Source organism: Agrobacterium sp. LAD9, from assembly GCF_003031125.1.
GTDB classification, from domain to species: Bacteria; Pseudomonadota; Alphaproteobacteria; order Rhizobiales; family Rhizobiaceae; genus Agrobacterium; species Agrobacterium radiobacter.
In genome coordinates, this window is record NZ_PHGS01000016.1 from 337,264 (window position 1) to 351,512 (window position 14,249).

17 protein-coding genes are annotated in these 14,249 nt (G+C 60.6%); 5 read left to right on the plus strand and 12 right to left on the minus strand.

Features of this window, described 5'->3' with window-relative positions; translation table 11 throughout:
• The first annotated feature begins 38 nt into the window (after positions 1-38).
• On the plus strand, positions 39-212 hold the full coding sequence (locus DA915_RS18875) for a DUF1328 domain-containing protein (RefSeq protein WP_003499086.1): 174 nt from the start codon (positions 39-41) through the stop codon (positions 210-212).
• A 58-nt stretch (positions 213-270) separates the two neighbouring features.
• Here the strand turns inward: DA915_RS18875 and DA915_RS18880 are convergent, their stop codons facing one another.
• The gene (locus DA915_RS18880; protein WP_107676900.1) at positions 271-1,002 is read right to left on the minus strand and encodes an SDR family oxidoreductase; all 732 of its coding nucleotides are present in this window, start codon (positions 1,000-1,002) and stop codon (positions 271-273) included.
• A 199-nt stretch (positions 1,003-1,201) separates the two neighbouring features.
• On the opposite strand from DA915_RS18880, the gene DA915_RS18885 reads away from it, so the two are divergent.
• Positions 1,202-1,975 carry an IclR family transcriptional regulator gene (locus tag DA915_RS18885; RefSeq protein WP_065695066.1) on the plus strand — a complete coding sequence of 258 codons (774 nt, stop codon included), beginning with the start codon at positions 1,202-1,204 and terminating at the stop codon, positions 1,973-1,975.
• A 107-nt stretch (positions 1,976-2,082) separates the two neighbouring features.
• Here the strand turns inward: DA915_RS18885 and tal are convergent, their stop codons facing one another.
• Entirely contained in the window at positions 2,083-3,048 is a 966-nt protein-coding gene (gene tal / locus DA915_RS18890) for a transaldolase (RefSeq protein WP_107676901.1), read from the minus strand.
• A 205-nt stretch (positions 3,049-3,253) separates the two neighbouring features.
• Here tal and DA915_RS18895 point away from each other — a divergent pair, with 205 nt between their 5' ends.
• Positions 3,254-4,228 carry a sugar-binding transcriptional regulator gene (locus DA915_RS18895; RefSeq protein ID WP_026363379.1) on the plus strand — a complete coding sequence of 325 codons (975 nt, stop codon included), beginning with the start codon at positions 3,254-3,256 and terminating at the stop codon, positions 4,226-4,228.
• Here the strand turns inward: DA915_RS18895 and DA915_RS18900 are convergent.
• From DA915_RS18900 to DA915_RS18915, 4 genes are all read right to left on the minus strand, one after another.
• Positions 4,225-4,485, minus strand: coding sequence for a type II toxin-antitoxin system RelE/ParE family toxin (locus DA915_RS18900; RefSeq protein WP_107676902.1), 261 nt, complete (start codon positions 4,483-4,485; stop codon positions 4,225-4,227). The two genes, DA915_RS18895 and DA915_RS18900, sit on opposite strands and share 4 nt — an antisense overlap.
• Positions 4,486-4,490: 5 nt before the next feature.
• Positions 4,491-4,727, minus strand: coding sequence for a CopG family ribbon-helix-helix protein (locus DA915_RS18905; protein WP_107676903.1), 237 nt, complete (start codon positions 4,725-4,727; stop codon positions 4,491-4,493).
• Positions 4,728-4,778: 51 nt separating this feature from the next.
• Positions 4,779-5,651, minus strand: a complete 873-nt coding sequence (locus DA915_RS18910) for a bifunctional helix-turn-helix domain-containing protein/methylated-DNA--[protein]-cysteine S-methyltransferase (RefSeq protein ID WP_107676904.1) — start codon at positions 5,649-5,651, stop codon at positions 4,779-4,781.
• A gap of 246 nt (positions 5,652-5,897) precedes the next feature.
• Entirely contained in the window at positions 5,898-6,380 is a 483-nt protein-coding gene (locus tag DA915_RS18915) for a DUF2244 domain-containing protein (protein WP_107676905.1), read from the minus strand.
• Positions 6,381-6,417: 37 nt separating this feature from the next.
• On the opposite strand from DA915_RS18915, the gene nth reads away from it, so the two are divergent.
• The gene (gene nth, locus DA915_RS18920; protein ID WP_080864545.1) at positions 6,418-7,200 is read left to right on the plus strand and encodes an endonuclease III; all 783 of its coding nucleotides are present in this window, start codon (positions 6,418-6,420) and stop codon (positions 7,198-7,200) included.
• On the opposite strand, the gene DA915_RS18925 is transcribed toward nth, so the two are convergent.
• Positions 7,162-7,899 (minus strand): sulfate transporter family protein, encoded by a 738-nt coding sequence (locus tag DA915_RS18925; RefSeq protein ID WP_020809871.1) that lies wholly within the window; start codon positions 7,897-7,899, stop codon positions 7,162-7,164. The two genes, nth and DA915_RS18925, sit on opposite strands and share 39 nt — an antisense overlap.
• Positions 7,900-8,197: 298 nt before the next feature.
• Between DA915_RS18925 and DA915_RS18930 the strand changes: the two genes are divergently transcribed.
• Positions 8,198-9,031, plus strand: a complete 834-nt coding sequence (locus DA915_RS18930) for a MurR/RpiR family transcriptional regulator (RefSeq protein WP_003505407.1) — start codon at positions 8,198-8,200, stop codon at positions 9,029-9,031.
• A gap of 210 nt (positions 9,032-9,241) precedes the next feature.
• Here the strand turns inward: DA915_RS18930 and DA915_RS18935 are convergent, their stop codons facing one another.
• From DA915_RS18935 to DA915_RS18955, 5 genes are all read right to left on the minus strand, one after another.
• Positions 9,242-10,816 carry an FGGY-family carbohydrate kinase gene (locus DA915_RS18935; protein ID WP_162693467.1) on the minus strand — a complete coding sequence of 525 codons (1,575 nt, stop codon included), beginning with the start codon at positions 10,814-10,816 and terminating at the stop codon, positions 9,242-9,244.
• Between the two features lie 60 nt (positions 10,817-10,876).
• Complete coding sequence (locus DA915_RS18940; protein WP_107676907.1) at positions 10,877-11,596, minus strand: HAD family hydrolase; 720 nt, start codon at positions 11,594-11,596, stop codon at positions 10,877-10,879.
• A gap of 7 nt (positions 11,597-11,603) precedes the next feature.
• Positions 11,604-13,088 carry a mannitol dehydrogenase family protein gene (locus DA915_RS18945; RefSeq protein WP_107676908.1) on the minus strand — a complete coding sequence of 495 codons (1,485 nt, stop codon included), beginning with the start codon at positions 13,086-13,088 and terminating at the stop codon, positions 11,604-11,606.
• Between the two features lie 61 nt (positions 13,089-13,149).
• A complete protein-coding gene (locus DA915_RS18950) occupies positions 13,150-13,926 on the minus strand; it encodes an L-iditol 2-dehydrogenase (protein ID WP_107676909.1) in 777 nt (258 codons plus the stop codon).
• On the minus strand, positions 13,923-14,249 hold a 327-nt coding region (locus DA915_RS18955; protein ID WP_153064581.1), incomplete at its 5' end, for a TOBE domain-containing protein. The genes DA915_RS18950 and DA915_RS18955, both read right to left, overlap by 4 nt.

Below are 14,249 nucleotides of genomic sequence, written 5' to 3' on the forward strand. Positions count from 1 at the left end.
CGGCGGGCTCGGTAAAATTATGCAAAAGGGGAAGCACCATGCTGAAGTGGGCTCTTATTTTCTTTGTCATTTCTTTGATCGCAGGCGTGTTCGGCTTTACTGGCATTTCGGCAGCCGCGGCGGGCGTGGCCCGTATCCTGTTCTTCATCGCCGTGGTGATCTTCCTGGTCTTCCTCGTGCTTGCACTGATGGCCGGAAGCGCCGTCGTCTGAATGAAAAAAGGCGACCGGGTTTTACACCGGTCGCCTCTCCTCTCTCCCGTAACGGAATTCAGCCAGTCCAGCCGCCATCGATCACATGGATCTGGCCGGTGGTGAAGCCTGCCTCATCAGAAGCAAGATAGGTGACGAGTGCCGCGATTTCTTCCGGCATGGCGATACGGCCCATCGGCTGGCGGGCGATGAAATCGGCCAGAGCCTGTTCGTAATTGCCGGTGGCGCGCAGGCGGTCATGCAAGGACGGGCTGTCGACCGTGCCGGGGCAGATGGCGTTGCAGCGGATGCCCTTGGTGACGAAGTCAGCGGCAATCGCCTTTGTCAGGCCCACCACGGCAGCTTTCGAGGCGGTATAGGCGAAACGGTTCGGCACGCCCTTCACGCTTGATGCAACCGAGGACATGTTGACGATCGCGCCCTTGCCCTTTTCCAGCATGCCGGGCAGGAAGGCGCGGCAGGTGCGATACATGGCCTTGGCGTTGAGATCGAAGGAGAAGTCCCAGTCCTTCTCTTCACAGTCCAGAATGGTGCCGGAATGAACGAAGCCGGCGCAGTTGAACAGCACATCCGCATGGCCGATATCGGCAGCGAAATCCTTGACGCCATCGCCATCAAGCACGTTCAGAACGCGGGTTTCCGCGCCCTTGAGGGTGGAAAGCGCCTGCTCGTTGATATCAGTGGCGATGACGCGCGCGCCGAGCGAGATGAACCGCTCCGCCGTCGCCCGGCCGATACCCTGACCGGCGGCGGTGATCACCACTGTCCGGCCGTTAAAATCCTGCACCATGAATAGCCTCCCGCTAAGGCGCGCCCGCCCTTCGGGGATCGGACCGCTGAATTTCGATGATCTCAAATATGGATCGACAATTCATATGTAAACGCGGTATTCATATGGCGTCAAGCAAACTTGCGCGGATGTCGGGTATCGGGCAACCATATTTTATGGCGCCTCCACCGGGCACTCATAGAAAACACATCGAGGCCAGATGACCGACGACGACAGCGAAAGATATCGCGCTCCCGCCCTCGACAAGGGTCTCGACATTCTCGAGCTTCTGGCCCGCACCGATGGCGGGCTGACGCAGATCGAGATCGCCAAGTCTATCGGTAAAAGCCCGAACGAGCTTTACCGCATGCTGGACCGGCTGGTGCGCCGCGGCTACGTGCAGCGGCTTGACGGCGACCGGTTTTCGCTGACGCTGAAGATGTTCGGGCTGGCGCATTTCCATGCACCGATACGCCGGCTCGTCTCTTTTGCCGCACCTGTCATGCGCGATTTTTCGGCCAGCGCTGAGCAGGCCTGTCATCTGGCCGTTTATGACCGCGGTAGCGTCGTCGTCATCGCCCAGCAGGAATCCGCCACCTATTGGGCCATGTCCATGCGGGTCGGCGCGCAGATGAGTCTGTTCCACACCGGCTCCGGCCATGTGCTCTTGGCCTTCCAGACCGAGGCGCAGCGTGAGATCATGATAACCGAGCAGGTGCGCGGCAGCGGCGAAACCGTGCCGCCCTCCCTCGCCGAGCGGCTGGCGGAGGTGCGCAAAAACGGTTTCGAATCCATGGACAGCCTTCAGACCGCCGGCGTGCGCAATATTTCCGCGCCGGTACTGACGCTCGATGGCACGGCGCTCGCCGTCATCACCTGCCCCTATATCACGCCGCTTGGCGGCAAGGCGCCGACACGCGAGGCCTGCGAAGTGCTGATCCGCGAGGCGGCAAAGCGGATTTCCGAAGTGGCGACAGGGAACGGAAATTCCTGAAACGCACAAAAAAAACGCGACCGGCAGGGACCCGATCGCGTTTTGAGTGACTGGAGATTATATCTCTTAAACGTCGGGGGAACGTGGATGGTTCCCCCCTTTATGTGTCAGGCCGCAGCCAGCGTCAGTTCCTTGCGGACCATCTCACGCAACGTCACCAGATCCTTTGCGAACAGGCGGATGCCTTCCGAAAGCTTCTCGGTTGCCATCGCGTCTTCGTTCATGGCCCAGCGGAATGCCTTCTCGTCGAGCGACTGCAGCGGCTCTGCCTTGACGTTGTCAGCCGAAAGCTTGCGCTCCAGCTTGCCGGTATCCTTGTCCAGCTCTTCCAGCAGCGCCGGGCTGATCGTCAGGCGGTCGCAACCGGCCAGCGCTTCGATTTCGCCGACATTGCGGAAGGACGCGCCCATGACGACGGTGCTGATGCCATTGGCCTTGTAGTAGTTGTAGATGCTGCGCACCGAGACGACGCCCGGATCGGTCTCGGCGGTGTAGTTCTCGCCGGTCGACTTCTTGTACCAGTCAAGGATACGGCCAACGAAGGGCGAGATGAGGAAGACCTTGGCTTCGGCGCAGGCAATCGCCTGGGCCTGCGAGAACAGGAGCGTCAGATTGCAGTCGATGCCTTCGGACTGCAGCACTTCGGCAGCCTTGATGCCTTCCCAGGTGGAGGCAAGCTTGATGAGGATGCGTTCACGCTCGATGCCGCGCTCCTTGTAGGCCGCGATGATGTGGCGCGCCTTGGCAATCGAGGCTTCCGTATCGAAGGAAAGGTCGGCATCAACTTCGGTCGAAACGCGGCCCGGAACGAGGCCGGCAAGCGCCGCACCGACAGAAATGGCCAGACGATCGGCAACGGCGGCAACAACGGCGTCGGACTGGCCACCCTGCTTCTTGCCCCATGCGACGGCTTCCTTCACCGCATCCGCAAAGGCCGGCGTGCCGAGTGCTTTCAGAACGATGGTGGGATTGGTGGTGCAATCCACCGGCTTCAGGCGCGCAACCGCCTCGATATCGCCGGTGTCGGCAACAACCGTGGTGATGGCGCGAAGTTGTTCGAGTTTGGACGTCATATCGAATGATCCTTCATGATCTCTTGAAAACTTGCTCACCCGTCTTTTCGTTCCCGCACCATGGGTGCGCCCAAGGCCGAAATCGCGGTTTGTCCGGCTCCGACTATCGCAAGCGGCACGGCCCAAAGTCAAGACATTTGCGCATCGCAATTGACATAAGTTTCACGCCTGCGATACTCCGCCAACATAAAGAATGGCGGAAACCGTGGCGAAACTGAGAAGAGAAACCCATACGGCCTATTCGGAAGCGGCTTCGCTGAGGCTGCGCGCCGCATGGCTTTATTATAATCAGGGCATGACGCAGAAAGATGTCGCCGAGAAGCTCGGCATCAGCCGCTCCACCGTCATCCGCCTTCTCGATGAAGCGATGAAACGCTCCGAGGTGCAGATCTGGATCAACGAGGGCATCGAGGATTTCGTCGAACTGGCCGGCCGGCTGGAGGCGGCTTACGGGCTGGATGAGGCCGTCATCATTCCCTCCCCCGACAAGGCAAGCGTCGAGGGCACGGCCAAGGCCGTGGGCCTGGCGCTCGGGCAATTTCTCTCCGAAGCGGTGCCGAACGGCGCCACCATTGGCGTCGGCTGGGGCCGCACCATGACCGCTTCGCTTTCCAGCTTCCGCCCGCCGCGCCGGGAAAACTGCAAGGTCGTCTCGCTGCTCGGGGGTATCGTCGCCGTGCATCAGACCAACCCGCTCGATTACACCTGGCGGCTGGCAAGCGCGCTCGGGGCGGAATGTTACATGTTCCTCGCACCGCTTTTGGTGGATTCCGTCGAGACCAAACGGGCGCTGATTGAAAAATGCGGACTCGCGACGCTTTACGATCTCGCTGAAACGCTTGATCTCGCCATCGTCTCCTGCGGCGATATCGGCCCGCATTCGACCTCACTGTCGGAGGGTTTCATTTCGAAGGCGACGCTGCAGGAACTCATCGACGCCGGCTGCGTCTGCGACACGATGTTCAACTTCATCGATGCTGAAGGCCGCTCCGTCGATCACCCGATCAATCAGCGCGCCATGGCCATCGATCTCGATACGCTGCGCAAGGCCAAACACATCGTTCTCGCCTCCGGCGGCGCCCATCGCGCCGTCGCCATCCGCGCCACGATCAAGCGCATCGGGTGCAATACGCTGATAACGGACGAGGCGGCGGCAAGGGCATTGATGGAGCTGGTTTAGGCTTCGTCAGGCCATTCCCGGGCGGCGTGCTGAACGAATAGGACCTCGATCTGCCTGTCCGTCACGCGATAAGCCACGATGTAGGGCAGACCGGAAATAACCAGCTGGCCGAGATAAGGATTTGCGCACAGAAGGCGTGCCGTTGTCTGGTGGATTGCCCGAACGACCTTTGTCGCCGCACGCGGATTACGCCCCGCAATGTAGTCGCCGATACCGCCAAGTTCTTTAAGATAACGCGGTGTCCAGACCAACCGCACGCGTTTCAGGCCTTGGCGTATTTGTTCAAAACAGCGTCAATCTCTTCTTCGGAAACGAACTCTCCGGCTTCTGCCTCAGCCAGCCCAGCCCTGACACCGCTTGTCCACTTCTCCTGCCATGCCAGGGAACGGCCATGCGACAGCGCATCTTCTATGATGCGACTGGGGCTCAAATTCGAGCGCTCGGCCAGAAGGTCTATCCGGCGCTTCAGATCATCGGGAAGTTCGATCATGCTCTTCATGGGCAAAGAATAGCCGATCCTCGACGGATCGGCAAAGGTAATCGTCCCCCGTCACACCTTTCCGGTTTCCCAGCCGAGCATCGCCCGCTTGCGGGTCAGGCCCCAATGATAACCGGTCAGCGCCCCGCTTTTACCGACCGCGCGGTGGCACGGAACGACGAAGGAGACGGGGTTGGCGCCGACTGCTGCACCCACGGCGCGCGAGGCGGTGGGCTGGCCGATATCGCAGGCGATGTGCGAATAGGTGACGGCGCGGCCCATCGGGATTTTCAACAGGCTTTCCCACACCCGCACCTGAAAATCCGTACCGAGCAGCACGACGCGCAGCGGCTTGTCCTCCAACCACATGGACGGGTCGAAGATGCGCGCGGCATAGGGCGCGGTCGCTTCGCGATCCTCGACATAGTCAGCATTCGGCCAGCGGCCGGCCATGTCCTCGAAACAGGCTTTTTCCTCACCCGGATCGGCGAAGGCGCAGCCGGCAAGACCGCGATCGGTGACCATCACCAGCGCAAGGCCGAAGGGCGAGGCGTGAAACCCGTAACGGATCGTCAGCCCGCCACCCTTGGCTTTCCATTCGCCAGGCGACATGGCTTCATGGGTGACGAACAGATCGTGCAGGCGTCCCGGCCCCGACATGCCGACCTCGATCGAGGTTTCCAGCAGCGGCAGATCCTCTTCGCGCAACAGCCGCTTGGCATGATCGAGCGTCACGGCCTGCAAAAAGGCCTTGGGCGACAGACCGGCCCAGCGGGTGAAGGTTTTCTGCAATTGCGTCGGCGACTGGCCGAGCTCTGCGGCGATGGCTTCAAGGGAGGGCTGCTCGCGATAATCCAGCGTCAAAAGCTCGATGACCCCGCGCACCGTGTCGTAGTCCGATCCGATGGGGGTGATGTCTTCGTTCAGCGTAATATTGGCGTTCATCGCAAATCTCCTAACGGGTAAGAGAAAACCATTAAAGCGACTTCGTCTCCACCCGTTTCTTGCGCGGTATCACGATACGCAAGGAATGTTCGTTAGCCGGAACACGCACTCACCCTCATTCCTGTGCTCGTCACAGGAATCCAGCAGACACGCGTCCGCGTGGCAGGAGGAGTTCTTTCAGCCCAGGGACTTGGGCTGGCCGGATCCCTGTGACAAGCACAGGGATGAGGGCGGCAGAGCATCCCCTCACATCCGCCGCCTGACGGTCGCCAACGCACCGCCAAACGCCTTCGCAAAGCTTTCCCTGTCATCGGGATTGAGAAACGATCCGATATCGGTCGCCCGGCCTTCACCCGTCACATGCATGGAGACGATGCCGATCTCGTCATGCCGCCTGACCCTGAAGCGCGCCCAGAAGGGATTGAAGCGATGCTCCACCATACGCCCGGCCGGAGAAAATTTGCGGATCGACAGGCTGGTGTGCGAGACGCTGACCTCTTCCCGCGCCTTCGCAGCCCGGTAATTGGCGCGGAAGGCGACATAAAGCAGCATAAAATCCAGCCCGAAGAACAGGCCGACGGGCCATGCCCCGGTGGCGAGGAAGAAGCCGCCATAGACAAGGCAGGCCAGACCGGAGACAAGCAGGAGCAGCCGGAAACCCCTTCTGCCAAGCGAACGGTGCGGAACGAGTTCCGCCGCGAAAATCGGCTGGTCGTTGAGCGTATCCACGTTGCTTTCCTTTGGGCGGGCTGGCTATAGATAGTCCATGACAGTCGCCAAAAAACGATCCAGCACCCAAACATTGAAAAAGTCAAATCCGGCATCCGTCCGCAAGCCGGCGCGGGTGAAAACGGTCTATTCGAAGGATGAGCTGACCGAAATCTTTCGCCGCTTTTCCATTCAGCGGCCGGAGCCGAAAGGCGAGCTGGAACATACCAATCCCTTCACCCTGCTGGTGGCCGTGGCGCTTTCCGCACAGGCGACCGATGTGGGCGTGAACCGCGCCACGCGCGCGCTGTTCAAGGTGGCCGATACGCCGGAAAAGATGCTGGCGCTCGGCGAGGAACAGCTGATCGGCCATATCAAGACCATCGGGCTTTACCGCAACAAGGCCAAAAACGTCATTGCCCTGTCGCAGATGCTGATCGACAATTTCGGCGGTGAGGTGCCGAAGACCCGCGAAGAGCTGGTGACGCTGCCCGGCGTCGGCCGCAAGACGGCCAATGTGGTGATGTCGATGGCTTTCGGCGTGCCCACCCTTGCGGTGGATACCCACGTCTTCCGCATTGCCAATCGGCTCTGTCTTGCGCCGGGCAAAACCCCTGACGAGGTTGAAGACCGGCTGATCCGCATCATTCCCGAACAATATCTGTTCCATGCCCATCACTGGCTGATCCTGCACGGGCGTTATTGCTGCAAGGCGCGCAAGCCGGAATGCGAGCGCTGCGTGATTGCCGATATCTGCAAGTCGCCGGAAAAGACCTTCGATATTCCGGCGCCGCTGGTGGAATTACCCGCGCAGCTGTTCGGTGCGGCCGGCGGCGAATGAGGGATCGCGCCGGCTGACGGCCTTGTGCAGATGCACCATCATCGAGGCGGCAAAAAGCGGCGTCAGCAGATTGAGGAACGGCACCGCCAAAAAGGCCGCGATCACCAGCCCGGCCATGAAGACGGTGGCGCGGTGTTTTGAGCGGAACTGCCTAGCTTCCAGGGGGGTTCGGAAACGCATCGCCGCAAATTCGAAGAATTCCCGGCCGAGCAGATAACCGTTCACCAGGAAAAACGCGATGAGGTTGACGCCCGGCACCAGAAGCAGCAACAGCGCGACGAGGTTGCCGGCAATGACGACACCAAAAAACTTGATGGACGACAGCACGGCCTCGCCGATCGGCATCGCCTCGCCGGGCGGATCGTTCGGATAGCTCTTTTTTTCAACCACTTCGGCGACATCATCGAGAAACAGGCCGGCAATGACGGCGGTGACCGGCGAAATGAGCAGCGCGAGCGCCAGTGCAAGGCCTATTCCGGCGAAAATGGCGAAAACGAAGCTCAGCCAGCCCGCCCAATCAGGCACGCCGGGTATCAGCGTATCCACCCACGGCAGGGCGAAATAAATGAAGATCGAGCGGATGGCGAACCAGAGCGCCGCCAGCACGAGAAGCGTGAGCCCCAGAACCTTCCAGAACACCGACCGGGTTTCGGCGGCAAAGAGATTGTGAAAGGCAAGCCTCGCCGCATCAAAAATCATTCGGAACTCCTCGACGCCTTTAGCGTTGAAACACTCTTATCAGGCGAGAGATAAGCGTTGCCCGCCCGCTCTGCAAGACAGGTGGAAAGACGCCAGATGTCTGGATTTAAACCGCAGATGGAATTTCTCTTGAATAAAAGGTATCTCTAAAATATAATAATCTATCTATTATAATTCGCATTCCGGTCCGGTGGAGGACAAGGCCGGAGAAGCTATCCCCCACCGTCAAATTGCGGTTCGCACGCTCGTTTGCGCGCGCGCATGCATCATCGTTCAATAAAGATAAAAGAATGAGGCGTTGGTGGAAAAGCTGCTGTTGAACCTTACGCGCGCCATGAAGGCAGGGACGCCTTCCGAGCGCAAGATCGCTAAATATCTGATCGAACATCTGGACGAATTACCGTTCGAGACGGCGCAGACGCTGGCTGTCAAGCTCAGTCTCAGCCCGATGACGGTCGGACGTTTCCTGCGTTCGCTGGGATACCGGCAATTCAGCGACATCCGCGCCGATCTGCGCCATGCCGAAGAAACCGCCGGTGCGGACCAGCCAGCAACGGCAGAAGGCGGCGAACGCCAGTCCAACCCGTTTTCGCAGCTTCTGTCCCAGCAGATCCAGGCCATCCAGACCGCCTTCGACATGACGACCCAGTCGATCTGGCGGCTTGCCATGAACGAGATCGCCACGGCGGGCGATGTTTTTCTGGCAACCTCCCCGGAAGGCCTCGACGCCGGGCGTCATTTTTACGGGCGGCTTCTGGAGAGCCGGGGCCACATCCATTATCTCGGCAGCGATAGCGCGGCCTATGTCGCCCTGTGGGATTTCGACCCCGCTCACACCCTGCTCGTCATCATGGATTGCGGCGGCAGCCTGTCGCCGCTGCAGCGCCTGTCGGCAATGGCGCGCAAGGGCGGCTACAGGACATTGCTGATCACCACACGCTTTTATGAATGGGGCCCGGAAAGCACCGATCTCTGTCTTGCCATGCCGCAGGCGCAGAATGGCGGCCAGGGCCTGCTGCAACTGGTTTCCCTGCTGGAATTCACCCTCTGTGCGCTTGGCGCCAGCGCTGATGATAACGGCAGGGCAAGGGCAAAGAACCTAACCGCCCTGAAACGCTCGCTGCGTGGTTGATTGCGGCTAGCAGCAGCGGCGGCATATGGATCGAGCGGTTGCCGCTCGTTTCTTCTCCCCGCCGGGGAGAAGTCCGCGGCAGCGGGACGAGGGGGCTAGAGTGCGTTCATCGCTCGCGTTCCCCCTCATCCGGCCCTTCGGGCCACCTTCTCCCCGGCGGGGAGAAGAAACGCGCGGCACCCACTCGGCCTTGTATTTTCCTTCAGAAAATCAAAGGCTCTCCAGTTCCTGCCGATGCCGATACATGGCGAGGAAACGACGATAATCCCGCTCATAACGGGGGGCGAGCGCCCGGTTGCCTGATATTTCCGCATTGCCCGGATACATGGCGGCCCCGGCGGCCGCAAGGCTCGCATGCACCCCGCCAGCCGTCGCCGCCGTCATTGCCGTTCCGAGAAGCACCGCGTCGGCGGTTGCGGGAACCACGATGCGCTTGCCCGTCACATCGGCATAAAGCTCCATCAGCAGCGGGTTCTTCACATGTCCGCCGGTGACATGCAGGCTTTCCACCGCATAACCGAAACGCTCCATCGCATCGAGCACATGGCGGGCGCCAAGCGCAATGGCCACGGCGGTGCGCCAGTAAAGACGGCAGAGACTGTCGAAAGACGTATCCAAAGTCAGCCCGCTGATGACACCGACGGCATGTGGATCGGCAAGCGGCGAACGGTTGCCGTGGAAATCCGGCAGCACGTGCAGCCGCTCGGCGAAGGCCTCGCCCTCAAGCGCGCGCAACTCCGTTACCCGCGCAACGATGCGGGCATGCAGCGCCGTATCCGGCTCACCGCCTGCCGCATGCATGCGCACGATATGGTCGAGCAGCGCACCGGTGGCCGATTGCCCGCCTTCCACCAGCCAGTGCCCGGGCAGGATCGCCTGCCAATAGGGCCCCCAGAGGCTGTGGCCGGGCATCTGTCGCTCCGACATGGCGACAAGGCAGCTCGATGTACCGGCGATCAGCGCCACATGCCGGCCGACATCTGCAGACAGGCAGCCGCCAAGCGCGCCAAGCGCGCCGGCATAAGCGTCAATCATGCCCGCCGCCACCGCACAGCCGGTATCGAGGCCGAGCTCGTCGGCGGCTTCGGGCGAAAGCGGGCCGATGCTTTCTCCCGGCATCACGGTGGTTTCGGGCAGGCCCGCCCGCTCCTTCAGGTCGGCAAGGCCCGCCAGTTCCAGATAATCCGCCTGCCAGCCGGGATTTTCCTGTGCCAGGAAATTCCACTTCGCCGTCTGCGTGCAATTTGAACGCTGCGCTGAGCCGGTCGCCTTCCATGTCAGGAAGTCCGCCAGATCGAAGGCGAAGGACATGCGCGACCAGCTGGCCGGCATATGCTGTTTCAGCCACATCAGCTTCGGTATCTGCATTTCCGGCGAGACGCTGTTGCCGGCGAAATCCAGCACCCGGTGGCCGGATGCCGTCAGCCGGTCGGCCTCACCTATCGCCCGGTGGTCGAGCCAGACGATGGTGTCGAACCGGTCTTCACCGGTAACGGAAACTGAAACAGGCTCACCCCGCCCATCACGGATGACGAGCGAGCAGGTGGCGTCAAAGCCGATGGCGGCGATGCTTTGTGGCGAAACACCTGCCTCGGCAAGCGCTGCCTTCACCACGATGCAGACGGCGTTCCATATATCGGTGGAATCGTGTTCGGCGTGGTTTTCCTGCGGCCTTTGCATCAGGATGGGATGGGTGGAGCGGGCAAGCAGCCGGCCGGCCGGATCAAAAATTCCGGCCCGGGCGCTGGCGGTGCCGACATCGACAGCGACGAGATTTTGACGCATCAAGACTGCAATTCCATCCCTTGCGCAACGACCTCCGGACGGCAGCAGGCAGAGTCCCGCTCAGCCTGCATCGCGTTCCGCCCGCCTGTCAAAACCGCCCTTCCCCACATAATTGCCGACAAGTTGGACCAAATCCGGCATCGCGTCAAACACGGCATCCGCCCCAAGCCCGGCGATCTTTTCGCGGAATGCGGGAAAGCGGGCATGCGAACCGCCGGTAAAGGCAAAAACGCCCATGCCGGCGGCCTTTGCGGCAGCAATGCCCGCCGGGCTGTCCTCGATCACGATGCAGTGACGCGGATCAGCACCCATTTGGCGCGCCGCATGCAGAAAAAGATCAGGCGCCGGCTTGCCGTTCTTCACCATGGTGGCGCTGAAGACATGCGGTTCGAATTTGTCGATCAGGCCGGTCAGTCCCAGCGAATAACGGATGCGCTCCGGCTGGCTTGAGGAAGCGACGCAACGCCGAAGCGGCAACAGCCTGTCCAGCGTTTCGGCAATGCCGTCAATCGGCCGAAGCTCGGTACGGAAACGCTCGAACAGCGTTGCGCGCATATGATCGAGAAAATCGATGTCGGTCTCGACGCCGTAGTCCTCAAACAGCGTCGCCGTCATGCTGGCGACGCTGCGGCCGAGAAAGCGCTCATAGGCCTCTTCCTCTCCCATCGTCACGCCGAGATGGGCGAGCATGTCAAGAAGCACCGAAATCGAGACCGGCTCACTGTCGACGAGGACGCCGTCGCAATCGAAAATCAAAAGGGGCGCGGTCTCGTCTTCCATCTCGTGGTCACTTTTCAGCCAGCTTGTCATCCAGATAAAGCTGCAAGGTCTTCGCCGTGCCTTCGCGCCACAACGTCTTCAATGCATGGGCAAAGCGTTTACGGAAAAGCTCCGATTCGGCAACCTCCCCGAAAATATCGTCGAGTGCGAGGAAGGCCATCGGATCATCCTTGGCCTTGATGGCCGCCGCCTGCAGACGCTCGGCGCTGGCATCGTTGAAGGTGATTTGCTTGCCGCTGTCGGTGGTGCCGTAGAAATAACGGCACCAGAGCGCCGAAACCAGCGAAAGGCCTATGATATCCTCGCTGCGCGCCAGACGGTCGGCGGTGGACGGCAGGATGAATTTCGGCTGACGGTTGGATCCGTCCTGCGCCAGACGCGGAATGGTGTCGCCAATCTTCGGGTTGAGGAAACGCCGCTCGATCAGGCCGAAATAGTCCGCGAGATTTGTATCGGGAACCGGCGGAATGACCGGGATGATCTCTTCCTTTTCCAGCTTTGCCAGAAATGCCCGGATCAGCGGATGCTCCATCGCCTCATGCACGAAATGAATGTCGAGCAGCGCGGCCGGATAAGCGATTGCCGCATGGCCGCCGTTGAGGATGCGGATTTTCATGTGCTCGTAAGGCGCGACATCCTTGACGAACTGCACGCCAGCCTTTTCGAGCGCCGGGCGACCGGCAGGGAAATTATCCTCCATCACCCATTGCTTGAACTCCTCGCAGAAGACCGGCCAGTTGTCGTCGATGCCGAAATCGTCACGGGCAATATTGCGTTCGCGTTCGCCGGTGGCGGGCGTAATGCGGTCGACCATCGAATTGGGGAAAGCGACGTTTTCGCCGATCCAGTTGGCGAAGGCCGGATCGGACAAAGCCGCCAGCCCGACCACCGCGTTTTTGGTGACCTTGCCATTATGGGGAATGTTGTCGCAGGACATGACGGTAAAGGGTTGAAGCCCCCTGTCGCGCCGCGCCTTCAGCCCGGCGACGATGAAGCCGAACACGGTTTTCGGCGTCGCCGGGTTGTGCCCGTCTTCGGCAATTGCCGGGTGCTGCGGATTGAAGGAACCGGAAGCGTCGATGAAATAACCGCCTTCGGTAATCGTCATCGAAACGATGCGGATTTTCGGATCGGCGAGCGTATCGATGATGCGCTGCGTATCGCCAACTTGCAGAATGTCGATCATCGGCCCGGTAACACGCGCACCGGTGCGGTTATTGTCCTGCTCCACGACAGTGGTCAGGAAATCCTGCGCGGCAAGTTTCTCACGCATCACCGCATCGGAGGGCAAAACACCCGCACCGATGATGGCGAAGTCATGGTCCGCACCCGTGTTGAAGAGGTCATCCAGATAAACCGCCTGATGCGCGCGGTGAAAGTTGCCAACGCCGAAATGCACGATGCCGGCGGAAAGATCGGTCCGGGAATAGGCCGGAACCGCAGCCGTTTTTCTGGCTTCGTCAAGCGTTGCGAGGGAGAGTTTGCATGTCATGTCACGATCCTCGAAGGGGAAACGTTGTTCGTGCCAAGGCCGGGCGGCAAGCGCCCGATACTCAGCTCATCCAGTTGCCGCCATCGACATTATAGGTCTGGGCGACGATGTATTCGGCCTCATCGGAGGCAAGGAAGATCGCCATGCCGGTCAGGTCTTCGGCACGGCCCATGCGGCCGAAGGGCACGGCCTCTCCGACCAGCCGCTTCTTTTCACCGGCCGGGCGGTTTTCATATTTCGCAAACAACGCATCCACGCCGTCCCAGTGCTCGCCATCGACCACGCCGGGCGCCATCGCATTGACGTTGATGCCGTGCTTGATGAGATCGAGCCCGGCCGATTGGGTGAGGCTGATGACGGCGGCCTTGGTGGCGCAATAGATCGCCACCAGTCCCTCGCCGCGCCGGCCCGCCTGGCTTGCCATGTTGATGATCTTGCCGCCTTTTCCCCGAGCAATCATTGTTTTTGCGGCGGCCTGCATCATGAACAGCGTGCCTGATACGTTGATTGAAAACAGTCTTTCGTAGCTATCGCGTTTGATCTCGACAATCGGTGCGAGATCGAAGAGTGCTGCATTGTTGATGAGGATATCGAGGCCACCGGTCTGGCCCTCCACCGTGCGGATGGCCGTGTCGATGGAGTGCTGCTTGGTCACGTCGAGTTCGACGGCATAGGCGTTCTCGCCGATTTCACGGGCGGTTTTGCTGGCGCGTTCGAAATCGATATCGGCGATGGCGACGGTTGCGCCCTCGCGTATGTAGGCTTCCGCAAAGGCGCGGCCAATGCCACGCGCCGAACCTGTTATCAGCGCGGATTTGCCTTCCAGTCTTCCCGTCATATCGCGATGCCCTTTTCATCGAACCTGTGGATTTTGGTATCATCGGGGGTGATAAACACGGTATCGCCATGCCTGCATTCGAACTCACCATCGGTCCTTGCAGTGATCGGGCCGATGCCCTGGACGTCGAGGTGGAGGAAGGTATCGGAGCCGAGATGTTCGGCGACGGTCACCTTGCCCTGCCACAACCCACTTTCTTTCGACAGCACCAGATGCTCTGGCCGCACGCCGGCGGTAGTCGCTCCCTTTTGCCGGGCGTAATCGCCGGTCACCAGGTTCATGCGCGGCGAACCGATGAAACCGGCGACGAAGAGGTTGCGCGG